Source organism: Streptomyces phaeolivaceus, from assembly GCF_009184865.1.
Lineage (GTDB): Bacteria > Actinomycetota > Actinomycetes > Streptomycetales > Streptomycetaceae > Streptomyces > Streptomyces phaeolivaceus.
Genome location: NZ_CP045096.1, coordinates 4,565,704 through 4,587,750, shown reverse-complemented (window position 1 = coordinate 4,587,750; position 22,047 = coordinate 4,565,704). Strand labels below are relative to the sequence as shown.

Annotated in this window: 19 protein-coding genes and 1 riboswitch; of the genes, 11 read left to right on the top strand and 8 right to left on the bottom strand. The window is 70.3% G+C overall.

Annotated features, from left to right (window positions below; all coding sequences use genetic code 11):
* Window positions 1-67 precede the first annotated feature (67 nt).
* Together F9278_RS21480 and F9278_RS21475 are read left to right on the top strand one after the other, a co-directional pair.
* A complete protein-coding gene (locus F9278_RS21480; protein ID WP_226966842.1) occupies window positions 68-1,432 on the top strand; it encodes an MFS transporter in 1,365 nt (454 codons plus the stop codon).
* Window positions 1,429-2,589 carry an aminotransferase class I/II-fold pyridoxal phosphate-dependent enzyme gene (locus F9278_RS21475; RefSeq protein WP_152169803.1) on the top strand — a complete coding sequence of 387 codons (1,161 nt, stop codon included), beginning with the start codon at window positions 1,429-1,431 and terminating at the stop codon, window positions 2,587-2,589. Before F9278_RS21480 ends, F9278_RS21475 begins: the two co-directional genes overlap by 4 nt.
* Before the next feature lie 166 nt (window positions 2,590-2,755).
* On the opposite strand, the gene F9278_RS21470 is transcribed toward F9278_RS21475, so the two are convergent.
* On the bottom strand, window positions 2,756-3,793 hold the full coding sequence (locus tag F9278_RS21470) for a bifunctional GNAT family N-acetyltransferase/NUDIX hydrolase (RefSeq protein ID WP_152174009.1): 1,038 nt from the start codon (window positions 3,791-3,793) through the stop codon (window positions 2,756-2,758).
* Window positions 3,794-3,944: 151 nt separating this feature from the next.
* On the opposite strand from F9278_RS21470, the gene F9278_RS21465 reads away from it, so the two are divergent.
* Window positions 3,945-4,586, top strand: coding sequence for a hypothetical protein (locus F9278_RS21465; protein WP_226966841.1), 642 nt, complete (start codon window positions 3,945-3,947; stop codon window positions 4,584-4,586).
* Window positions 4,587-4,688: 102 nt separating this feature from the next.
* Here F9278_RS21465 and F9278_RS21460 read toward each other — a convergent pair whose 3' ends face one another.
* Complete coding sequence (locus tag F9278_RS21460) at window positions 4,689-5,264, bottom strand: TerD family protein (protein WP_152169801.1); 576 nt, start codon at window positions 5,262-5,264, stop codon at window positions 4,689-4,691.
* Window positions 5,265-5,460: 196 nt separating this feature from the next.
* On the opposite strand from F9278_RS21460, the gene arfB reads away from it, so the two are divergent.
* On the top strand, window positions 5,461-5,889 hold the full coding sequence (gene arfB, locus F9278_RS21455; protein WP_152169800.1) for an alternative ribosome rescue aminoacyl-tRNA hydrolase ArfB: 429 nt from the start codon (window positions 5,461-5,463) through the stop codon (window positions 5,887-5,889).
* A 54-nt stretch (window positions 5,890-5,943) separates the two neighbouring features.
* On the opposite strand, the gene F9278_RS21450 is transcribed toward arfB, so the two are convergent.
* The gene (locus F9278_RS21450) at window positions 5,944-6,456 is read right to left on the bottom strand and encodes a flavin reductase family protein (protein ID WP_193241568.1); all 513 of its coding nucleotides are present in this window, start codon (window positions 6,454-6,456) and stop codon (window positions 5,944-5,946) included.
* Between the two features lie 523 nt (window positions 6,457-6,979).
* On the opposite strand from F9278_RS21450, the gene cdgB reads away from it, so the two are divergent.
* From cdgB to F9278_RS21435, 3 genes are all read left to right on the top strand, one after another.
* Window positions 6,980-8,731, top strand: a complete 1,752-nt coding sequence (gene cdgB / locus F9278_RS21445; RefSeq protein WP_152169798.1) for a diguanylate cyclase CdgB — start codon at window positions 6,980-6,982, stop codon at window positions 8,729-8,731.
* Between the two features lie 614 nt (window positions 8,732-9,345).
* Window positions 9,346-10,734, top strand: coding sequence for an RNA-guided endonuclease IscB (gene iscB / locus F9278_RS21440; protein WP_152169797.1), 1,389 nt, complete (start codon window positions 9,346-9,348; stop codon window positions 10,732-10,734).
* Window positions 10,731-11,720, top strand: a complete 990-nt coding sequence (locus tag F9278_RS21435) for a carbohydrate-binding protein (RefSeq protein ID WP_152169796.1) — start codon at window positions 10,731-10,733, stop codon at window positions 11,718-11,720. The genes iscB and F9278_RS21435 overlap by 4 nt, the downstream gene beginning before the upstream one ends.
* 137 nt (window positions 11,721-11,857) lie before the next feature.
* On the opposite strand, the gene F9278_RS21430 is transcribed toward F9278_RS21435, so the two are convergent.
* The 3 genes from F9278_RS21430 to F9278_RS21420 all read right to left on the bottom strand — a co-directional run bounded on the left by F9278_RS21430 (window position 11,858) and on the right by F9278_RS21420 (window position 14,746).
* On the bottom strand, window positions 11,858-12,259 hold the full coding sequence (locus F9278_RS21430; RefSeq protein ID WP_152169795.1) for a hypothetical protein: 402 nt from the start codon (window positions 12,257-12,259) through the stop codon (window positions 11,858-11,860).
* Between the two features lie 223 nt (window positions 12,260-12,482).
* Window positions 12,483-13,793: an N-acetylglucosamine-6-phosphate deacetylase gene (nagA, locus tag F9278_RS21425; RefSeq protein ID WP_193241567.1), complete on the bottom strand. Its 1,311-nt coding sequence runs from the start codon at window positions 13,791-13,793 to the stop codon at window positions 12,483-12,485.
* Window positions 13,793-14,746 carry an ROK family protein gene (locus F9278_RS21420; RefSeq protein WP_152169794.1) on the bottom strand — a complete coding sequence of 318 codons (954 nt, stop codon included), beginning with the start codon at window positions 14,744-14,746 and terminating at the stop codon, window positions 13,793-13,795. The genes nagA and F9278_RS21420 overlap by 1 nt, the downstream gene beginning before the upstream one ends.
* Before the next feature lie 172 nt (window positions 14,747-14,918).
* On the opposite strand from F9278_RS21420, the gene F9278_RS21415 reads away from it, so the two are divergent.
* From F9278_RS21415 to otsB, 3 genes are all read left to right on the top strand, one after another.
* On the top strand, window positions 14,919-16,226 hold the full coding sequence (locus F9278_RS21415) for an extracellular solute-binding protein (protein WP_152169793.1): 1,308 nt from the start codon (window positions 14,919-14,921) through the stop codon (window positions 16,224-16,226).
* A 217-nt stretch (window positions 16,227-16,443) separates the two neighbouring features.
* A complete protein-coding gene (locus F9278_RS21410) occupies window positions 16,444-16,671 on the top strand; it encodes a DUF3263 domain-containing protein (protein WP_152169792.1) in 228 nt (75 codons plus the stop codon).
* Window positions 16,672-16,765: 94 nt separating this feature from the next.
* Window positions 16,766-17,644, top strand: coding sequence for a trehalose-phosphatase (otsB, locus tag F9278_RS21405; protein WP_152169791.1), 879 nt, complete (start codon window positions 16,766-16,768; stop codon window positions 17,642-17,644).
* 129 nt (window positions 17,645-17,773) lie between these two features.
* On the opposite strand, the gene F9278_RS21400 is transcribed toward otsB, so the two are convergent.
* Both F9278_RS21400 and F9278_RS21395 read right to left on the bottom strand, forming a co-directional pair.
* Window positions 17,774-19,186 carry an alpha,alpha-trehalose-phosphate synthase (UDP-forming) gene (locus F9278_RS21400; protein ID WP_152169790.1) on the bottom strand — a complete coding sequence of 471 codons (1,413 nt, stop codon included), beginning with the start codon at window positions 19,184-19,186 and terminating at the stop codon, window positions 17,774-17,776.
* 277 nt (window positions 19,187-19,463) lie between these two features.
* Window positions 19,464-20,408, bottom strand: coding sequence for a glucosyl-3-phosphoglycerate synthase (locus F9278_RS21395; protein ID WP_152169789.1), 945 nt, complete (start codon window positions 20,406-20,408; stop codon window positions 19,464-19,466).
* A 131-nt stretch (window positions 20,409-20,539) separates the two neighbouring features.
* Window positions 20,540-20,714: riboswitch (SAM riboswitch) on the top strand.
* Between the two features lie 17 nt (window positions 20,715-20,731).
* Between F9278_RS21395 and thrC the strand changes: the two genes are divergently transcribed.
* Complete coding sequence (gene thrC, locus F9278_RS21390) at window positions 20,732-22,036, top strand: threonine synthase (protein ID WP_152169788.1); 1,305 nt, start codon at window positions 20,732-20,734, stop codon at window positions 22,034-22,036.
* The last annotated feature ends 11 nt before the right edge of the window (window positions 22,037-22,047 follow it).

Sequence of the window (22,047 nt, the reverse complement as noted above, 5' to 3'; positions counted from 1 at the left end):
CAAGAAAAGCAAGCGGGCAACAAAGCAAGCACGCAAGAAAGCAAGAAAGCAAGAGAGGTTGGCTGGAGTGGCGGAACGCTTGGACGGCGGGCAGCGCGCGGCGGGGTTCCCCCTGCTGACGGTCCTCGCACTCATGGCGGGGATCTTCGCCGTCGGCTCGGAGGAGCTGGTGGTGTCCCCGCTGCTCCCGGACATGTCGGAGTCGTTCGACACCTCGGTCGCCGTGATGGGGCTGTCGGTCAGCGTCTACGGCGTCTGTACGGCGATCGGCGCGCTGATCTTCGCCCCACTCGGCGACCGGATGTCGCGGCGGGTCGGTCTGGTGACCGGGATGACGGTGTTCGTCGCGGGCACCCTGCTGTGCGCGTCCGCCGGCTCCCTGGGGATGTTCTTCGCGGGGCGGGCGCTGGCCGGTCTGGCGACGGGCGCCTTCGTACCGACCGCGTACGCCTTCGTCGGCGACCAGATCCCGTACCGCCACCGGGCCAGGGCCATGGGCATCGTCGTGTCGAGCTGGTCACTCTCGCTCGTCCTGGGTGTGCCGATGGGGGACTTCGTCGGGCAGCGGGTCGGCTGGCGGTGGACCTTCGGGCTGCTCACCGTGCTGGGCGTCCTCGTGATCGGCGTGCTCTTCCGGGCCGGTGGCCGAGCCCGGCCCGCCCCCGGCGGCCCGTCGGGAACGCAGGACGGGGCCGCGCCGGCACCGGACGACTCCGTGGGAACACCGGCGCGGCAGGGCGACGGCGGCTGGAGCCGCTCGGTCGTCCAGGCGTTCCGCGCGCCGAAGGTGCTGGTGTACGTCCTGGCGACGTTCCTCAACATGCTCGGCTTCTACGGCATGTACACATACCTCGGCAGCGCGTTGCAGTACCGCTTCGGCGACGAGAGCTCCTCGACGTCCCTGATGATCCTGCTGTACGGCCTCGGCTTCGCGACGAGCTTCGTCACCGGCAAGTGGGCCGACGACCTGGGCAAGGAACGGGTGCTCGTCGGTCTGCTCGCCGGGCTGGTCCCGGCGCTCGCGGTGATTCCGCTGGTCGACCACCTCACTCCCCTGCTCGTGCTCTGCCTCTTCCTGTGGGGCGCGATGCAGAGTCTGGTCGTCACGCTGCTGAGCACCCTGCTCAGCGAGTGCTCGCCCGGCCACCGCGGCACGATCCTCGCCTTCTACACCCTCGCGACCAACCTCGCGGTGGCCCTGGGTGCCGCGCTCCTCGGCCCGCTGTTCACCGAGTACGGCTTCTCCGCCGTCGGCTTCGTCTGCGCGGGCATCACACTCGCCGCCTGCGGCCTGAGCCAGTGGGCGCGGGGACGCGACGCCGGGACCCCCGCCGAGGACCACCGCGCCGGACCTCTCACCGAGGACCACCGTGCCGAACTCCTCACCGAGGACCGTCGCGTGGAAGCGGCCGACCGTGAGGATCGCCCGTGAGGATCGAGTCCGCCCGGCGGCTCCGGGACCTCCCCAGGAACTCGTTCGCGACGACCGCGGCCAGGATCGACGGGCTCGTGCGGTCGGGCGAGGACGTCGTCAACCTCTGCCAGGGGAACCCCGATCTGCCCACCCCACCGCACATCGTGGAGTCGCTGCGCACGGAGGTCCTCGACCCCGCCACCCACCGCTACGGCTCCTTCTCGGGCCTCCTCGCGCTCAAGGCCGCCATCGCCGGGTGGTACGCCACCCACCACCGGGTCGAGCTGGACCCGGAGACCGAGGTCGCGATCCTGTTCGGCGCCAAGGCCGGACTGGTCGAGCTGAGCCAGTGCTTCCTGGACCCGGGCGACGTGTGTCTGATGCCGGACCCCGCCTTCCCGGACTACTGGGCGGGCGTCGCCCTCGCCGGGGCGCGCACGCACCCCCTGCCGCTCCGCCGCGAGAACGCCTTCCTGCCCGACTACACGGCCCTCGACCGGGCGACGCGCGAGCGGGCCCGGCTGATGTTCCTCAACTACCCGAACAACCCCGCCTCGGTGACGGCCCCGCCGGAGTTCTACGCCGACACAGTCCGGTTCGCGGACCGGCACGGGGTGCTGGTGGCGTCCGACTTCGCCTACGGGGCGCTGAGCTTCGACGGCGAGGCCCCGGTGTCGTTCCTGCGGGCGGACGGGGCGAAGGAGGTGGGCGTCGAGTTCATCTCGCTGTCGAAGATGTTCAACATGGCCGGCTGGCGGGTCGGCGCCGTCGTCGGCAACCGCGAGGTCGTCGCCGCGATCGACCTCCTCCAGGAGCACTACTTCGTCTCCCTGCCGCCCTTCATCCAGCGCGCGGCGATCACGGCCCTGACCGGCCCCCAGGACTGCGTCCACGAACTCTCGAAGATCTACGAACGCCGTCGGGACGTCTTCGTGTCCGGCGTACGGGACGTGGGCTGGGACCTCGACGTCCCCCGGTCCGTCTTCGCCTGGCTGCCGACCCCCGGCGGCGAGCCCTCCGTCGCCTTCGCCGACGCGCTGCTCGACCGGGCCAAGGTGGCGGTGTCGCCGGGCCGTTGGTTCGGGGGGCACGGCGAGGGATACGTACGGGTGAGCCTGCTGGCCCCGGAGGAACGGCTCAGGGAAGCGGTCGCCAGGCTGGCCCGGTTCCGGTGAGGGCGGCCCGTGAGTCCGGCCCGTGAGTCCGGCCCGTACGTCCGGCCCGTACGTCCGGCGAGTCGTACGGTCGGTCCGTCGTACGGTCGGTCCGCCGTGCGGTCGGTCCGCCGTGCGGTCGGTCCGCCGTGCGGTCGGTCCGTCGTACGGTCGGTCCGTTGTACGGTCAGTCCGTCGTACGGTCGGCCCGTGACCGCGGAGGGTTCTCGTCGCCGTCGGCCGCCACGAAATCCGCCAGCAGGCGCGGCAGTTCCGGTGGCCACACGGGCTCGGCCGTCGGGTCGGCGAGGTCCGCGGGGGTCCACCAGCGCCAGGTCAGGATGCCCTCCGCGGCGCGGGCGGCGGTGAGGAGGCCGCCGACCGGTTCACGGCGGGGGCCCCGGGCCGCATAGATGTGGTCGTACTGGCGGACGAGGATGTCGGCCCGGGTGAAGTCGTGCTCCCAGGAGCAGAGGAAGGCGCCCGGCTCGATGTCCGTCCAGCCCGTCTCCTCGCGCAGCTCCCGCAGCGCGCCCTCGCGCGGTGTCTCGCCCCCCTCCAGACCGCCGCCGGGCAGCGCCCAGTGGGGGCCCAGCTCGTCGTCGACATACCGGAACAGGAAGACGGCGCCCTCCGGATCGACCACGGCGATCCGCGCGGCACGGCGGGACCTGCGCAGCGTCTTGCGCACCACCGCGCAGGGGCGCCCCAGTTGGCGGTCCCGGCGGCGTTCGACCACCTCGTAGCCGAGGGAGGTCCAGAACGCCAGGGCGCGTGGGTTGTTGTCGAGCGCCGCCAGCCGTACGGCGGCCCGCCCGGCCCGCCGGAACCGCTCCTCGACCAGGGCGGCCAACCGCCGCCCGTACCCCCGTCGTTGCTCCCCGGCGTCGACGATCAGCAGCCCGATCCACGGGTCGGGGTCGGCCGGATCGGGATGCCGAGAGAGGGTGATGGCGACCCCGACGAGCCGCCGCCCGCCGCGACCACCCTCCCCACCCCCACCCCCACTCTCCCCTTCCCTCGCGAGCAGGATCTCCACGTGCGGGTCGGCCAGCTCCACCGACAGGGCCGCGGCCACCTGTTCGGGACGGATGTCGTTCGCGTCCGGGAAGTCACCGCTCAGGGCGTAGAAGTCGCGGTTGGAGGCGTACAGGGCGGTGAGTTCGGCGAGGAGGGGACCGGGAAGGGTGCCGTCCTCGGCCGTACGGAGTGGTTCGAGCTGCAGCATGCCCGCACGCTATCGACCGGGTCTGACATCCGGTCCTGACACCCGATCCTGACATCCGGTCCTGACATCAGGCTTTGACATACGGCTCTGACGAGCAGGTCTACAGTTCCTGCGGACGTATGGGAGTCGGGGGCGTGTGGAGCAGCGGGTGCGTGTGCACAGGGCGCGGCTGGGCGGTGATGAGTTCCGGGTGATCCGGCCGGTCCCGTCCCCGGCCCGGCTGGCGTTGCGGGACGACCATCACTGGCTGTCGATGTACGTGGACCGGGCCGGCGCGGAGCAGCTCGTCGCGCTGTGGGCGCTCGCCGCCCGGTCCGCCCGGTCGCTGGTCCATCTGCCGATCCGCGCCGAGCCCGCTCCCGAGGGTGTCATGGCCGGTGACGGCGAACCCGTCTCGCTGGACCTGGTCCTGGTCCACCACAGCCTGCGGTTCCCGACGGCCTCGTGGAAGGAGGTGCGGGCCAGGCTCGACGCCGGCCGGCTCCAGACGGCGGCCACTGCCGACCATGACTTCCCGGACCCGGGCACGAGCCGTCATCCACGGCGCCTGTACCGGTCGTACCGTGACCATTTCGCCTTCGCCGTCGCGGCGCACACGCTGTTCGTCGTGGGCAGTCCCACCGCGTTCCGCGAGTACGGCAGTACGCTGCGCGGTCTCGTCGACGAGGCCCCGTCGTTCCCGCACCGGTATCCGCACGCCGGGCACTTCTGCGTCGAGTTCGGCGCGGGGCCCTGGTACCGGACCCGGAACCGGCGGCTGCTGCCCGGCCCGCCGCACATCCGGTACTGAGCCGACTGGCGGGTGTGACGGCCGAAGGCCCCGCCGCGACGTCCGGCGTCGCGGCGGGGCCTTCGGTGGTCGGGGCCTTCGGTGGTGCGGTGGACCCGGAACTCAGACGTTGACGCCGAAGTCCTGGGCGATGCCGACGAGACCCGAGGCGTAGCCCTGGCCGACCGCGCGGAACTTCCACTCGGCGCCGTTGCGGTACAGCTCGCCGAAGACCATCGCCGTCTCGGTGGCGGCGTCCTCGGAGAGGTCGTAGCGGGCGATCTCGGAGCCGCCGGCCTGGTTGACGATGCGGATGTAGGCGTTGCGGACCTGGCCGAAGTTCTGCGAGCGGTTCTCCGCGTCGTAGATGGAGACCGGGAAGACGATCTTGTCGATGTCGGCGGGGAGGCCCGCCAGGTTGACGTTGATCGCCTCGTCGTCGCCCGCGCCCTCGCCCGTGCGGTTGTCACCGGTGTGGACGATCGTCTGGTCCGGGGTCTGCTTGTTGTTGAAGAAGATGAAGTGGGCGTCCGAGTAGACCTTGCCCTGCGTGTTGACCGCGATCGCGGAGGCGTCGAGGTCGAAGTCCGTGCCGGTGGTGCTGCGGACGTCCCAGCCGAGGCCCACGGTGACGGCGGTCAGGCCCGGAGCCTCCTTGGTGAGCGAGACGTTGCCACCCTTGGACAGGCTTACAGCCATGGTTGGGAGTCCTTCCCTCGTTGCTTACGTGCCTTACGGGCTTCGTGCCGGGGACGAAGCTACCTGTACCCCTATGAACGTCGGGAGGGGCGCCAGAGGTTCCTGCGCTTTTTACTTTCTTTACCCGGCTTCGCGCTCGGCCCCGGCTCCGGAAAAGAGCGTGACGTGGACCGGACATTCGGGTGACCATGGGGGCATGTCCGGTCCTCACGTCATCCGTGGCTCCGTCTCGCTTCCCGAGGCCGAGCTGATGTGGCGTTTCTCCCGTTCCTCCGGTCCCGGTGGACAGCACGTCAACACCAGCGACTCGCAGGTCGAGCTGCGGTTCGACCTCGCGAACACCGAGGCGTTGCCCGAGGTGTGGAAGGCACGTGCGCTGGAGCGGCTCGCGGGGCGGCTCGTCGACGGGGTCGTCAGTGTGCGGGCGTCCGAGCACCGGTCGCAGTGGCGGAACCGGGAGACCGCGGCCGTGCGGCTCGCGGCGCTGCTCGCGGAGGCGACCGCGCCGCCGCCGAAGCCGCGGCGGGCGACGCGGATTCCCCGGGGGATCAACGAGCGGCGGTTGCGGGAGAAGAAGCAGCGGTCCGACACCAAGCGGGGGCGGTCGGGGCGCGACTGGGGGTGACCGGGGGTGACGGGGGGTCGGCCGCGCAGTCCCCGCGCCCCCGACGGGCGCGGTCTACGGCGCCAACTGCCTGTAGCGGCCCCGGAAATACGTCAGTGGGGAGCCGTCCGTGCCGGGGGACGTCGACGCGAGGACCCTGGCGATGACCAGCGTGTGGTCGCCGGCGGGCACGCGTTGTTCGGTGCGGCATTCGAGGGTGGCCAGGGCGCCGGTGATCAAAGGGGCGCCGGTGATCCCGCCGCGGGTGTGGGGGAGGTCCGCGAAGAGGAGGCGGTCGCTCACGCGGTTCTTCATGGCGAAGCGGGCCGCGGCCGTGCGCTGCCGGTCGCTGAGGACGGAGACCGCCCACAGGGGCTGCTCGGCGAGCAGATCGTCCATGCGGGAGCCCTCGCGGAGGCCGACCATGACGAGCGGCGGGTCGAGGGACACCGACATGAAGGAGGTGGCCGTCATCCCGACGTCCTCGCCGCGCGGCCCTTCCGGATCCAGCGCCGCCTCGTGCGCGGTCACCAGAACCACACCGGCCGCCAGCCGGGACATCGCGGCACGGAACTCGTCTTCACTCACCCCCTCAGCATGCCCGCCGGGGAGGGAGGGCAGGAAAGCGGGGGCGGCCCGCGTCGCCTCGGCGGCCACCGGCGGATTCGCGAGAGAAACGGGAGAAGGGGGGAAAGGAGGAGGGGAAACGGTCACCTCCGCACGCTGGACCGCACCACCCGACCACCACATCGGCCCAGCGCCGGACCCCCGCCCGGACCTCCGACCTAGGGCCACGTCACCTCCGCGCAACCCCCGCTCAACACCGCTCACAGTGCCTACACAGAGTTCTGAATTCTGTTCAGGAAACGCACGAGGGAAACGCATAAACTCCACTCAATTGCTCATCTTCTGTTGTGACTTGAGTCACAGGAGCCATATTTTGTTGACCCTGTGTACCGAGTGGGCTTCGCGCTGTGATTCAGTGGCGGGGACGCTGCAAGCTGTAAGCGGGAACTGTAAGCGGTTGTAAGCCCGCGAGTTAAGCCGGTCGAGCAGGTTGAGCAGGTTACCTGGAGCCTGGAGCTGCCACGAGATATCGGGGGGAGGGCGAATGGAGACCGAGTCGGAGCCCTACGTCCGTCTGACGACGCTGCGGCAGCTGCACCAGGTGATGGCGGACATGAACACCGCGCGCAGCCTGGCCGACACGCTGCAGACCGTCGCCGACGGTGTGGTCAACGGCCTGGGCTATGAACTGGCCTGCGTGAACCTCGTCCGCCCCGACGGCGACCTGGTCGTCGCCGCCCTCTCCGGGAACAGCGCGGCCGAGGCCCTCATCACCGGCCGCGTCGGCTCCCGCGCCTCCTGGGACCGCCGGCTCAACATGGGCGAGGCCTGGGGCGACCTGCGGTTCATACCCCACACCGAGGGCTGGGTGCTGGACGAGGACGACGTCCCCCAGTGGTACACCGACGGCCCCGCGCCCCGCTTCGAGGACGAATGGCACCCCTCCGACCGGCTCTTCGCCCCGATGTACACCCCGGGCGCCGGCGGCACCTCCTGCGGTGAGCTGCTCGGAGTGGTCTCCGTCGACCGGCCGCGAAACGGTCGCCGACCGGGCGCATGGGGACGCGAAGCGCTCCAGATGTACGCCTTCCAGGCCGCCATCGCGATCAGCAACGCTCGGCTGCGCGCCAACATGCAGCGTGCACTGGTCAGGCTCGAAAGGGAGCAGCAGGCGCTGCGCGCCAGCGAGGAATCCTTCCGACAGGCCTTCGAGTACGCCCCCTCCGGTATGGCCATCGCCGAGATGGGCGGCGACCAGCACGGCCGGATCCTGCGGACCAACGACGCGCTCTGCCGACTGCTCGGCCGCCCCGCCTCCGCGATGCGCCGCTACGCCTTCTCCGACCTCGTCCACCCCGAGGACATAGGCACCCTGCTCCGGACCTCCGCCGAGGGCGGGCGCGCCGAACTGCGGCTCGGGCGCCGCGACGGGACGTACGTCTGGGTGTCGCTGCGCAACAGCGTGGTCGCGGACGCCGCCGACGGGCCCCGCTTCCTGCTCACCCACGTCGAGGACATCGAGGAGCGCAAGCGGCGCGAGCTGCAACTCGCCCACCGCGCCTCGCACGACGCCCTCACCGGCCTGCCGAACTCCGCCGAGCTGCGCTCGCGCCTCGCCGCCCGCCTCTGTCAGCGCCCCCAGTCCCTCCCCGCCGGTGAGCCGGCCGACGCGATGAACGTGGCCGACTCGATGAACGCGGCCTTCGGACAGTTCGGGGAACCGGGGGAGTACGGCGGCGCCGAGCAGCCGGCCCGGCTGCCGCACCCGTCGTTCGACGAGTACGAGGCCGCGGGCCACGGCGGGCACGCCTTCGACTTCCACGCGGCGGGCGGGCCGTACGACGCCTTCGACCACCATGTGCACACCGTCGCCCCCGAGGACGAGCGGGACGACGGGACGAAGGGGCTCGCGGTGCTCTTCTGCGACCTCGACGGCTTCAAGTCGATCAACGACCGGTTCGGGCACAACGCGGGCGACGCCGTCCTCATCGAGGTGGCCCGGCGGCTCAGCCGGGGTGTGCGCGACGGCGACACGGTGGCCCGGCTGGGCGGTGACGAGTTCGTCGTCCTCGCCGACGGCCTCGGCCGCGCGGACGCCCAGGACCTCGCCGTAAGGCTGCGCAACGAGATCATCCAGCCGATCCGGGTCGACGGCCGCGCGATGCGCGTCGGCGCCAGTTTCGGCATCGGATGGGCGCACTGCGGAATGACGGCGGACGAGGTGTTGAAATCAGCTGACGAGCGGATGTACGTCGAGAAACGATCTCGTCCCAGGCAGCACAGACGGGCCGGATAGCGCCCGGAGTGACGTCCGAGACACCCCGGCAAAAGCCCAGGTCAGCGGCGGGTCGCGGGGGGAAGTCCGCTGGTGGGCGGTGGCCCGGCCCGGCGATGAGGTCCGAGTCACCCGTTTGGACCTACGCGAGCGGGTAGGCTCGCTCGCATTGAGGAGACCTAGGGGTCATTCGCTCCCCGGCCAGGTGGCCGGGCCTCGCTCACGCAGTGGATGAGGCTCTGAATGACCAGCCCGAGCCGTCGCCGATGAGGGGGTGACCTTGATGGCTACGTTCCGTGTGGGTGTGCTGACCCACCTGGCCGTGCTTCCTCAGCGGCCTGCTCTGGAACCTGTACCTGCAGACACCTCTTGGAGCAGGGACGAAACGGGGTACAGGGCCCTGCCTTGATCAAGACAGGGAAGCCGGCACGGAACATGGGCGAGGGGATACCCGTGACGCGATCACCTTCGCATGCGGGAGTCACACGGCACTCACACTCTGGCTGTGAGCGCCGGAGAACGCGCTGTCGGTGACGGCAGCACCATCAGCGAGGGAACGGATGACGCGCGACGACAGGGCACCGGGACTACCAGAGCTGCGCGAGCGGTCAGCGCCCGGCGCAGGGGCGCCAAGGGTGTTCGTTCTGGACCGCAAGGGGCGACCGCTCATGCCCTGCCATCCGGCTCGTGCACGTGAACTCCTGAGGAAGGGGCGGGCGGTTGTGGCCCGGCACACTCCCTTCGCCATCCGTATCAAGGACCGTCTCCTGGAGGATTCGGAAGTCGGGGGCGTCGCTGTGCGTATCGACCCAGGATCGAAGGCCACGGGTATTGCTCTGACTGACGACATCACTCGGATGCCCGACAGCAGTGGTGAAGTCATGGTTCTTCGACGTGGTCTGTACGCGATGGAGCTGGTGCACCGTGGTGCGGCCATCCGGAAGGGTATGGAACGGCGCGCGGGCTACCGGAGGCGGCGGCGAGTGGCCAACACACGCTATCGAGCCCCCCGTTTCGACAACCGTCGCTCCACTGAGGGCTGGTTGCCTCCTTCTCTGCAGCACAGGGTTGACACGACTTGGTCTCAAGTGCAGCGCCTGTCACAGCTCGCTCCCCTGACCGAGGTCCATGTCGAGCGGGTTGCGTTCGATACTCACGCCATGGCGGCCGGACGGGAGCTCAAGGGGGTCGAATACCAACAAGGAACCCTTGCTGGATACGAGCTGCGTCATTACCTGCTTGAGAAGTGGGGACGGAGTTGCGCCTATTGCGGCCAGAGTGATGTCCCCCTCCAGGTCGAGCATGTTCAGCCCAGAGCGCGGGGCGGATCAGACCGTGTCTCGAACCTCACGCTGTCCTGTGCCCCCTGTAATCAGGCCAAGGCATCCCGCCCGATCGAGGACTTCTTGAAGGACCGGCCTGAGGTTGTTGCGAAACTCAAGCGAGAGGTGAAGCTCCCTTTGAGGGACGCGGCAGCGATGAACGCAACCCGTGATCGGCTTTCTGAGAGGCTTCGCGCGCTTGGGCACCCGGTCTCGTGTTGGTCCGGCGGGAGAACGAAGTACAACCGGGATCTGTTCCGACTGGCCAAGTCGCACACGTTCGATGCCCTGGCTGTCGGCGAGGTCGGATCAAGATGTCGCGTTGTCCGCTATGCGTCGAGCACGCTGATCGCCGTCGCCACCGGGCGCGGTGACTACGCACGCACCCGTACGGACAAACACGGTTTTCCGCGCCTCGCGCTGCCTCGCACGAAGACTCATTTCGGCTTCCGGACGGGCGATCTCGTGCGGGCGGTCGTGCCCGTCGGCAAGAAGGCAGGCACGTACACGGGCCGGGTTGCTGTCCGATCGTCAGGACGTTTCAACATCCGCACCTCACACGGCATCGTGCAAGGCATCGGCCATCAACATGTGAGCCTGCTCCAGAGGGCGGATGGCTATAGCTATGCCGTCCGGGCAGAAGAACAGAACACACAGGCCCCAGTCGCATCCGCTGGCGGTCAGGTAGGAGATGTCCGATGACGCCCGGCAACAACGGCGCGAGCACGCCCGAGGACGACGACCCGTTCGGCTACCTCTATGAGGACGGGCAGGCCCGAGGAGCCCAGCCGCCCAGCGGGAGCTACGGCTACCCCAACGCGGTCAACCGGGTGCGACCGGTCGGCGAACGCCAGTACGGGCAGCAGACCCAGCAGGCTCCACAGGCCGCGACCGCCCAGTACGGGCAGGTCCCACAGCAGGGTTACGGGCAGCCGCAGGCCGGCCCCGGCCAGCCGAACGCGCACTACCAGGCCCCCGAGAGCTTCGGTGGCGGCGGCGCGCAGACGACTCGTCAGCAGGCGCACGGCAGCGGTGGGGGCGGTGGCCGCGGCCGGGGCCCCAACACCAAGGGCCTCCTCATCGGCGCGATCGCCGTCGTGGCGGCCGTGGTGATCGGCATCGGCGTCGCCATGTTCGGAGGCGACGACGGTGACGACGCCTCCGGCGACAACACCGGGGCGTCCACGACCCCGACCACCGGGGAGAGCGCCGATCCCAGCCCGTCGGCCGGCAAGTCGAAGAAGGCGGAGAAGACCGAACTCCCCAAGGCAGAGGCCAAGACCCTCCTCCTCGGCGGCGCCGCGGCGATCGCGTCCGACGTTCCCGGCGCGAAGTCGGAGGGCGGGTTCTACGTCGGCAACTTCAACTCGGTCGGCTCGTCGGTGACATGGAAGGTGAAGGACATCCCGAAGAGCGGCAAGTACACGCTCTACACGGGCTACGGGGTACCGGGCAAGGATGCCACCGCCACCCTCTCGGTGAACGGGACGGCGTCCACGAACCCCGTGGACATGAAGAACTGGGCGAACGCCAAGGACGGCGACTACGAGAAGGGCTGGACGGAGACCTACAACTTCATCCAGCTCAACGAGGGAACCAACGAGATCAAGATCTCGTGCGAGCAGGGCAATCAGTGTGACGCCAACATCGACCAGCTGTGGTTGGTCAAGGACTGGGTCGACGACTGATCGACTGTTCTTGGAAAGGCGCCGCCTCCCGAGAGTAAGAGAGAGGCCCCGCGCATGCCTCATGCACGGGGCTAATCTTGGGTAGCACTTATTTCACCAGGTCATGTGTCTCGGTGGCGCTCCTGGCGAGAAAGCTTCTACCAGTCTGTGCAGGAATTAAGCTTTTCGTCCTTCTCGAATCGAGCCACTTCTACACCAGCCTCGAAGATTCCTCGATCGCTGTCCTCTGCGGTGGTGTCGAAGGTGCTGGTGCCCACTCCGCCGGTGTTCTTGCGCCATGGCCAGTAGTGGATTGAGCCATCTGCCCGTTGGGTGAGGAGGCGCATGCGGGCGTGGTGGTCGTCCGATTTGGTGTCCGTTAGCTCGCCATGAATGCTGATCTTGGCGGTGGGGTCCGTCCAGTTCGATATTCTCACTTGGCCGGAGGCGCCCGTGGTGGTGCATCCGCGGTATGAATCTGCGTATGCAGAACCAGCCATACTTACGGTGAGGAGTAATGCTGCTCCGATGGACCCGGCCGCCGTAATCGACTTGCGCACTCTGGGTCTTCCTTCTGTCGGGCTGAAGCTAACTTGACGTGTTCAAATCATATCGGGCGCGGCAGGTAATGCCAGGAATTCCCGTGGTTCCGCCGGGGTCAGCCCGCCCCCTTGAGTCTCGGCTGCGCGGAGGCTCGATCATGCCAAACGGGCGGCGGTCGGCCCAGCCCTCCGGACCAGCCGCCGTATTCCGTGTGGCACGTCAACAAACCGACGGATCAGGTCAGTTGGGATCCGCCGGCGAGGGGCGGTCGCCGAACGGGTCGACCAGCCACTCGCCCTTGCGCAGCACACCCTTGAGGCCGAAGTCCGCGTCGAGCAGGACGAGATCGGCGTCCTTGCCGGGCTCCAGGGAGCCGACGCGGTCGTAGAGGCCGAGGAGGCGGGCCGGGTTGGCGGAGAGGGCGGCGACGGCGTCCTCGATCGGCAGGCCGTCGACGGTGACGGCTCGCTTCAGGGCACGGTCCTGGGTGAGCGTCGAGCCGGCGATCGAGCCGCCCTCCACCAGCCGGGCCACCCCGTCCACGACCTCCACCGCCATCGGGCCGAGCGTGTAGCGGCCGTCGCCGAAACCGGCCGCGTCCATCGCGTCGGTGATGAACGCGACCCGGGCGGCGCCCGCGTGACGGAACGCCAGCTGGAGGGAGGCCGGATGCAGATGCGTCCCGTCGTTGATCAGCTCGACCGTGATCCGCTCGTCCTCCAGCAGCGCCGCGATCGGGCCGGGCTCGCGGTGGCCCAGCGGCGGCATCGCGTTGAAGAGATGGGTCGCCACGGTCGCGCCCGCGTCGATGGCCTCGACCGTCTGCTCGTACGTCGCGTCCGTGTGCCCGATCGCCGGGATGACGCCGTGTTCGGCGAGGAGGCGTACGGAGTCGAGGCCGCCCGGGAGTTCGGTGGCGAGGGTGACCATCGCGGCCCGGCCGCGCGCCGCGTCGATCAGTTTGCGGACCTCCGCCGGGTCGGGGTCGCGCAGGAGTTCCTCCAGGTGCGCGCCCTTGCGGCAGGGGGAGATGAACGGGCCCTCGAAGTGGATGCCCGCGATGTCGCCCTGCTCGGCGAGTTCGGAGAGGAGGCCGGCGCGGTGGGCGAGGCCGTCCATGTCGTCGGTGACCGTGGAGGCGACGAGGGTGGTGGTGCCGTGCAGGCGGTGGGTGCGGATGCCGTGGAGCACGTCGTCGACGGTGCCGGAGGTGAAGGAGGCTCCGCCGCCGCCGTGGTTGTGCAGGTCGATGAAGCCGGGGACCACCCAGTGGGCGCGGACGTCGATGGTGTGGGCGTTCTCGGGGTGGTTGGCGGCGATTTTGGTGCCGTCGATGGTGAGGCGGCCGTTTTTCACCGTGCCGGTGGGGAGGACGACGTTGGCGCCGTCCAGGGTGAACGGTTGCGCTGTGTTCGGCGGGTGCGGGTCGGTGGGGGCTGGTCGCGCAGTTCCCCGCGCCCCTGACGGGGCGCTGTCGGGACCGGCGGCAGGACGCGCGGCCTCTGACGGGGCGCTGCTGTCGGACCCGGTGTCGGCGAGTGCGGGGGGCATCAGGTGGTTACCTCCGAAGGGTCCGTGGGGGCTGTGGGGGTGAGGAGGTCCCAGGCCATCAGGCCGGCGCCTCGGCAGCCCGCGGTGTCTCCCAGGGCGGCCGGGACGATGGTGGGGACCTTCTGGAAGGTGACCCGGTGTTCGACGGCCGCGCGCAGGGGGGTGAACAGGGTTTCGCCGGCCTCCGCCAGGCCGCCGCCGAGGATGAGGGTGCGGGGGTCGAGGAGGGTGAGGGCGGTGACGAGGCCGTCGGCCAGGGCGTCGACGGCGGTCCGCCAGACGGCGCTCGCGCGCGGGTCGCCCGACTCGACGGCCTTGGCGCAGTCCGCCGCGTCGGCCTCCGGGTCGCCGGACGCCTCCGCCCAGGCCTGGCTGACGGCCGCCGCGGAGGCGAACCGCTCCAGACAGCCGTGCTGCCCGCACGGACACGGGATGCCCCCGGGCCGTACGACGATATGGCCGATCTCGCCCGCGAAGCCGTGGGCGCCGGCCTCCACCCGGCCGTCGACGCCGATCGCGCCGGCGATGCCGGTGCCGAGCGCCACGAAGAGGAAGCGGTCCGCGCCCCGGCCCGCGCCCACCCGCCCCTCCGCGAGCCCGCCGGTGCGCACGTCGTGGCCGAGGGCGACCGGGACACCGCCCAGCCGCTCGGTGAGGAGGGCGCGCAGCGGGACGTCACGCCAGCCGAGGTTGGCGGCGTAGACGGCGACGCCCCGGCCGGAGTCGACGATGCCGGGCACGGCGACCCCGGCTCCGGCCGCGGGCTCGCCGAAGCGCCGCTCGCCGTACGCGCGCAGCTCGGCGGCGAAGTCGAGGATCGACGCGACGACGGCATCGGGCCCGCGCTCGCGCCCGGTCGCCCGGCGCGCCTGGTGCAGCAGCTCGCCGTCGGCCCCGACCAGTGCGGCCTTCATCCCGGTGCCGCCCACATCGAGGGCGATGACATGTCTCACGGAGAACAGTGTGGCCCTTCGACCCGCGAGAGGTCTAGTCCACTCGCGTGGTGTAGACCTTATGGAGAAGTTCGAGAAGGTTCGAGTAGTTGAGAGATTGACGGCATTGAACACGGGCCGGTGATCCAGGCTGTTGTGCGCGGGGCCGGTACGACAGGTTGGGGCACTACGAGTGGGACAGCGGCAGCGGCAGCGGCGAACGAAGACCGGCGTCGGGAACGGCGGAACGGCGGCACTGGCCGCCCTGTCGGCGCTGGGACTGATGGCGACGCTTGCGGGCTGCGGTGCCTCGGAGACGAGCGGCCCCGGCGTCACCCTGAAGCTGGTCGCCGCCGACTACGGCGACTCCGAGGCGAACAGCTCCCAGAAGTACTGGGACGCGGTCGTGAAGGCGTACGAGAAGAAGACCCCGGGCGTCGACGTCGACGTCAGCGTCTACTCCTGGAACGACGTCGACCGCAGGATCAAGGAGATGGTCGCCGCCGGGGACCCGCCCGACCTGGCGCAGGCCGGCACGTACGCCGACTACGCCTCGGCCGGCCGGCTCTACGAGGTCGACGACCTGCTCTCGATACCGGTCCAGGCCGGGTTCCTGCCCCAGCTCGCCGACTCCGGCAAGGTGCGCAGGGTCGCGTACGGGATGCCGTTCGCGGCGTCCACCCGCGTCCTCTTCTACAACAAGAAGCTCTTCGCCGAGGCGGGCATCGACAGCGCCCCGCGCAGCTGGAGCGAGCTGGCGGCCGACGCCCAGGCCCTCGACGAGGCGGGGGTCGAGACCCCGTACGCCCTGCCGCTCGGGCCCGAGGAGGCCCAGGCCGAGACCATGCAGTGGCTGCTCAGCGGCGGCGCGGGCTACACCGACGACGTCGGCACCTACCGGCTCGACTCCGACGAGAACGTGCGGACCTTCACCTGGCTGAAGAACAAGCTCGTCGACAAGGGCCTCACCGGGCCCACCGCGCCCGCCGAACTCAACCGCGCCGACGCGTTCACGGCGTTCGCGCGCGGGGAGGTCGGCATGCTCAACGGGCACCCCAGTCTGATGCGGATGGCCGCGGACCAGGGGGTCGAGTACGGCACGGCCGCGATGCCCGGGTACGACGGGCGGGAGCACGCGACGATGGGGGTGACCGACTGGATGATGGCCTTCAAGCAGAACGGCCACGGGGAGGAGATCGGGGACTTCCTCGACTTCGTCTACAGCGACGAGAACGTGCTCGACTTCTCCCGTGAGTACGACCTGCTGCCGGTGACCGCTTCGGCGTCGGAGGAGATGGCCGCGTCGTCGCGTGACGCGGGGTTGGCGCCGTTCCTCGACGAGTTGCCCAGCGCGGCGTTGTATCCCGTCGGGAAGACGTCCTGGGCGGATGTCAGCGCGGCGGTGAAGGAGCAGATCGGACGGGCGGTGCGGCCTGGGGCGAAGCCGGGGGTTGTGCTGGAGCAACTGCAGCAGACGGCGACTGTCGCTGATCGGGAGTGAGGGCGCCTGGTGGGGTGGGGGGTGCGGCGTTCGTCGGCGGGTGCGGGTCCGGTGGCGCTTCTCGCGCAGTTCCCCGCGCCCCTGAAAAGGCAGGGGCCGCGCCCCGTGCTTTTTCAACGGCCCGCAGGGGCCGTTGCTCTTGGGGGCGCGGGGAACTGCGCGAGAAGCCCCCACGCACCCGCGGCCGAATGTCACACCCGTCCGTTACCGTCCTCCCATGGACGAGCTGGGCCATCGTGAACAAGCCATCCTCGCCGTGGAGCGGCAGGGCTGGGTGGGGCCGGGGGCCAAGGAGCGGGCCATCCGGGAGCGGCTGGGCATCGCACCCGTGCGGTACTACCAGCTGCTGAACGCCCTGCTCGACGACCCCCGCGCCCTCGCCCACGACCCGGTCACGGTGAACCGGCTGAGGAGAGTCCGGGCGTCCCGCCGGGACGAGCGATGACGAGGCGATGACGAGGCGATGACGAGGCGATGACGAGGCGATGACGAGGCGATGACGAAGCGCGAGCTGACCGATCGCGGATAGGGTCGCGGACATGGGCAGCCACAAGGACGCAGAGAACCCCGAAGCCCCCGAAGCCCCCAAGGCCACCTTGCCGACACCCGTGACCCCGGCCGGACGGGACGCGCTGGACGCGATCCTCGCCCGCCCCGGCCGTACGGTGATCGCGCTCGACTTCGACGGCACCCTCGCCCCGATCGTCCCCGACCCCGAGCAGGCCCGCGCGCACCCCGACGCGGTCGCCGCCCTCGCCGCCCTCGCCCCGAAGGTCGCCTCCGTCGCCGTGGTGACCGGCCGCCCCGCGGGCGTCGCCGTCCGCCACGGCGGCTTCGCCGGTGTCCCCGGCCTGGAGCGCCTCGTCGTCCTCGGCCACTACGGCGCCGAACGCTGGGACGCCGTCACCGGCACGGTCAGCGCGCCCGCCCCGCACCCCGGTGTCGCGGCGGTCCGCGCGGAGCTGCCCGGCTTCCTGGACAGCGTCGGCGCCTGGCAGGGCACCTGGATCGAGGAGAAGGGCCGGGCGCTCGCCGTCCACACCCGCCGCGCCACCGACCCCCAGGCCGCGTTCGAGGCCCTGCGCGCCCCCCTGACCGACCTCGCCACCCGCCACGGCCTCATCGTCGAACCCGGCCGTCTGGTCCTCGAACTCCGCCCCCCGGGCATGGACAAGGGCGTAGCCCTCCGCGACTACCTGACGGAGACCGCCGCCGAGTCCGTCCTCTACGCCGGCGACGACCTCGGCGACCTCCCCGCCTTCGCCACCCTCGAACAACTCCGCACCGAGGGCACCCCGGGCCTGCTGGTCTGCAGCGGCAGCACAGAGGTGAGCGAGCTGTCGGAGCGGGCGGACCTGGTGGTCGACGGCCCGGCGGGAGTCGTACGCCTCTTGGCAGCCATCGCCGAGCACGTATAGGTCACGCATAGGCAGAGGACGCCCCGTGCTTTTTCAACGGCCCGCAGGGGCGGTTGTTCAGGGGCGCGGGGAACTGCGCGAGAAGCCCCACCGAACCCCACCCGCCGACGAACGCCGACCCCCCCCGAGCTACTGGGCGCCCTCCAACTCCCTCAACTGATCCAGGAACCACCGCGTCGGCGGCAACGCCGTAGCCGCCGCGGCCAGCCGCTTCGAACGCTCCGCCCGCTCGTGCACCGGCACACTCAGCGCCTCGTGCAGCGCCGCCGCCGTGCCCACCACGTCGTACGGGTTCACCACCACCGAGTCGTCCCCCAACTCCTCGTACGCCCCGGCCTCCCGCGACAGCACCAGCACGCATCCCTCGTCGGAGACCACCGGCACCTCCTTCGCGACCAGGTTCATGCCGTCGCGGATGGGGTTGACGAGGGCCACGTCCGCGAGCCGGTACGCCGCCAGGGAGCGGGCGAAGTCGTCCTTCAGATGGAGGATGACCGGGGTCCAACCCGGCGTCCCGTACCGCTCGTTGATGTCGTCCGCGACCCGCTGGACCTCGGCCGTGTAGTCCCGGTACACCGCGAGGTCCTGCCGCGACGGGTACGCGAAGGCGATGTGCGCGACGCGTTCGCGCCAGGAGGGGTGCTCGTCGAGGAGGTGCCGGTAGGCGTGCAGGCCGCGCACGATGTTCTTCGACAGCTCCGTGCGGTCGACGCGGACGATCGTGCGGCGCGGACGGCCGTCCGGGGCCGTACCGATCTGCTCCCGCAGCAGGGCGACGCGGTCGTCGACGTCCGCCTGGTGCGCGCGGGTCCGCAGGAAGTCCGCGTCGGCGCCCAGGCCGTGCACGCCGATCCGGGTGCCCGACAGGGCGTCGGGGCCGAGGACGGCACGCGCGCACTCGGTGAACGCGTCCGCCCACCGCCGGGTGAGGAACGCGGCCCGGTCGGCGCCGAGGATGCCGTCGAGGACCTGGGCGGCGATGTCGTCGGGGAGCAGCCGGAAGTAGTCGACGGGTGCCCACGGGGTGTGCGAGAAGTGGCCGATCCGCAGGTCGGGGCGGAGTTCGCGGAGCATCCGGGGGGCCAGGGTCAGGTGGTAGTCCTGGACGAGGACGGCCGCGCCGTCCGCCGCCTCCTGCGCGAGGGCCTCGGCGAAGGCGCGGTTGTACGTCTCGTACGACGCCCACTGGCGGCGGAACTCCGCGTCGAAGGCCGGCTCCAGCGGGGTCTGGTAGAGCATGTGGTGCACGAACCACAGCGTGGAGTTGGCGACGCCGTTGTACGCGTCGTGGTGCACGTCGGCCGGGATGTCCAGCATCCGTACGCCCGGCTCTGCGACTCCGCGTCGTACGGCCTCGCGGTCGCCGTCGCCGAGTGCCGAGCACACCCAGACCGCGCCCGACTCCGGGTCGATCGCGGAGAGCCCGGACACGAGGCCGCCGCCGCCGCGCTTCGCTGTGAGGGCGCCCGTGTCGTCCTGTGCGTACGTGACGGGGCCGCGGTTGGAGGCGACGAGGATCTGGGCACCGCGTGTGGAGGCCATAGGGCTCAACCTAGCCAAGGGCTCCGCCGGTCAAACGTGGGGTTCGGCCGTATACAGGAGTGCCCAGTGGGGTGGGGGGTGCGGCGTTCGTCGGCGGGTGGGGGTCCGGTGGGGCTTCTCGCGCAGTTCCCCGCGCCCCTGAGAACAACGGCCCCTGCGGGCCGTTGAAAAAGCACGGGGCGCGGCCCCTGCTTTTTCAGGGGCGCGGGGAACTGCGCGACCAGCCCCCACCGGACCCGCACCCGACAACGCAACGCACCCCCGCCGCCCCAAAAGATCACGCCGCCTTGCGCTCCACGTACTCCTCGACATCCACCATCGGCGGCCGTTCCTCCAGGTCCACCGAGTACGTGCGCGGCTCGAAGCCCTCGCGTCCGCGTTCGAACTGGGTGAGGACGGGCCGGATCAGGTGGCCGCGGGCCAGCCGCAGCTGGGCGGTGCGATAGATCGCCGCGGACATCCGCCCCAGTGCCGCCCCGTCCTGGTGCCGGTGCTTGCGGACACCCACATCGACCTGGGAGAGCGCGTCGAGGCCGACGAGGTGCAGCGCGTCGACCAGCATGCCCAGCTCGACGCCGTAGCCGACGGGGAACGGAAGCTGCTCCAGCAGCGACCGCCGCGCCGCGTACTCGCCGCCGAGCGGCTGGACGAAGCCGGCCAGCTGGGGCCAGTGCATGTTGAGGAGGGGGCGGGCCATGAGTTCGGTCACACGGCCGCCCTGGCCGGCGGCGGAGCCGAGGGGCCGGTCGTACATCGCCTTGACGAGGTCCACACCGGGGTCGGTGAGCAGCGGGCCGACGATCCCGGAGACGAAGTCCGACGAGAACTCCTTGAGGTCCGCGTCGATGAAGCAGACGATGTCGCCCGAGGTCACCAGGAGCGACCGCCACAGCACCTCGCCCTTGCCGGGGACGGCCGGGAGGCGGGGCAGAATCGCGTCGCGGTGCACGACCCTCGCCCCGGCGGCTGCCGCGACCTGGGACGTCCGGTCGGTCGAACCGGAGTCGACGACCACGATCTCGTCGACGAGCGGGACCTGCCGCATGAGGTCATGACGGATGATCGCGACGATGTCGCCGACCGTCTCCTCCTCGTTCAGCGCGGGCAGGACGACGCTGACCGTCTGTCCCGTGGCCCGTTTGGCGGCCATGATCTTGTGGAGCGGGCGGTCGGACATGGACCAGGAGCGGGTGCTCAGCCAGCGCTCGACTTCCTTCAGCACAGTGCGCGGCTCCTCTGCGTTCATCTCGCGGTTCGGACGGCTCTCTCAACTGTCCTGGCCTTCGGTTACAGTCTTGGACAACGCTGGTGACCATCGCATGTCGGTGCCCGTCGGCGTATACAACCAAATACCGCTCATCCAGAGGGGCAGAGGGATACGGCCCGATGAAGCCCCGGCAACCCTCCAGCCGGTCTGACCACGTCATCCGATCATCGTCATTCGATCATCGTCATCGTGGTGAGGCTCCCGGCTCGGGAAGGTGCCAAATCCGTCTCACGGCGAAGTGCGTCGTGAGGAAGATGAGGAGAAAGGGCCTCGCCTCCATGGCTGCGCAGACTGTTGCAAGCACCACCGAATCCGAATCCGGCTCCGCCTCCACAGTAGACCTCGGCCCCGCCGCCGCCCTGAGCTGTCGCGAGTGCGGACACCGCGTACCTCTCGGACCGGTCTTCGCCTGCGAGGAGTGTTTCGGGCCGCTGGAGATCGCGTACGACTACTCCTCCTACGACACGGAGGAGCTGCGGAAGCGGATCGAGTCCGGGCCCGCGAACATCTGGCGTTACGCGCCCCTCCTGCCCGTCCCCGCCGATGTGGCCACCAAGCCGAACATCAACCCCGGCTGGACCCAGCTCGTCAAGGCCGACAACCTGGCCGCCGCGCTCGGCGTCGACACCGGCAAGCTCTTCATCAAGGACGACTCGGGCAATCCGACGCACTCCTTCAAGGACCGCGTCGTCGCCCAGGCCCTCGAAGCGGCCCGTGCCTTCGGTTTCACCACCCTCTCCTGCTCCTCCACGGGCAACCTGGCCGGTGCCGTCGGCGCCGCCGCCGCCCGCGCCGGCTTCCGGTCCTGTGTGTTCATCCCGCACGACCTGGAGCAGGGCAAGGTCGTCATGGCCGCCGTCTACGGCGGCGCGCTGGTCGGCATCGAGGGCAACTACGACGATGTGAACCGCTTCTGCTCCGAGCTGATCGGCGACCCGGCCGGCGAGGGCTGGGGCTTCGTGAACGTCAATCTGCGGCCGTACTACGCGGAGGGCTCCAAGACCCTCGCGTACGAGATCTGCGAGCAGCTCGGCTGGCAGCTGCCCGACCAGCTGGTGGTGCCGATCGCCTCCGGGTCGCAGCTCACGAAGATCGACAAGGGGCTCCAGGAGCTGATCAAGCTCGGGCTCGTCGAGGACAAGCCGTACAAGATCTTCGGTGCGCAGGCGGAGGGGTGCTCGCCGGTGTCGGTGGCCTTCAAGGCCGGGCACGACGTGGTGCGCCCGCAGAAGCCGAACACCATCGCGAAGTCGCTGGCGATCGGCAACCCGGCGGACGGGCCGTATGTGATCGACATCGCGCGGCGGACCGGTGGGGCCGTGGAGGACGTGACGGACGAGCAGGTCGTCGAGGCGATCAAGCTGCTGGCGCGGACCGAGGGGATCTTCGCGGAGACCGCGGGCGGGGTGACCGTGGGGGTCGCGAAGAAGCTGATCGAGGACGGGGTGCTCGACCCGACGCTGACGACCGTCGTCCTCAACACGGGGGACGGTCTCAAGACCCTGGACGCGGTGGCCGGGACCGGGCTGACCGCGACCATCCGGCCCAACCTCGATTCGTTCCATGAGGCCGGTCTCGCGTAAGACCGCCTCGA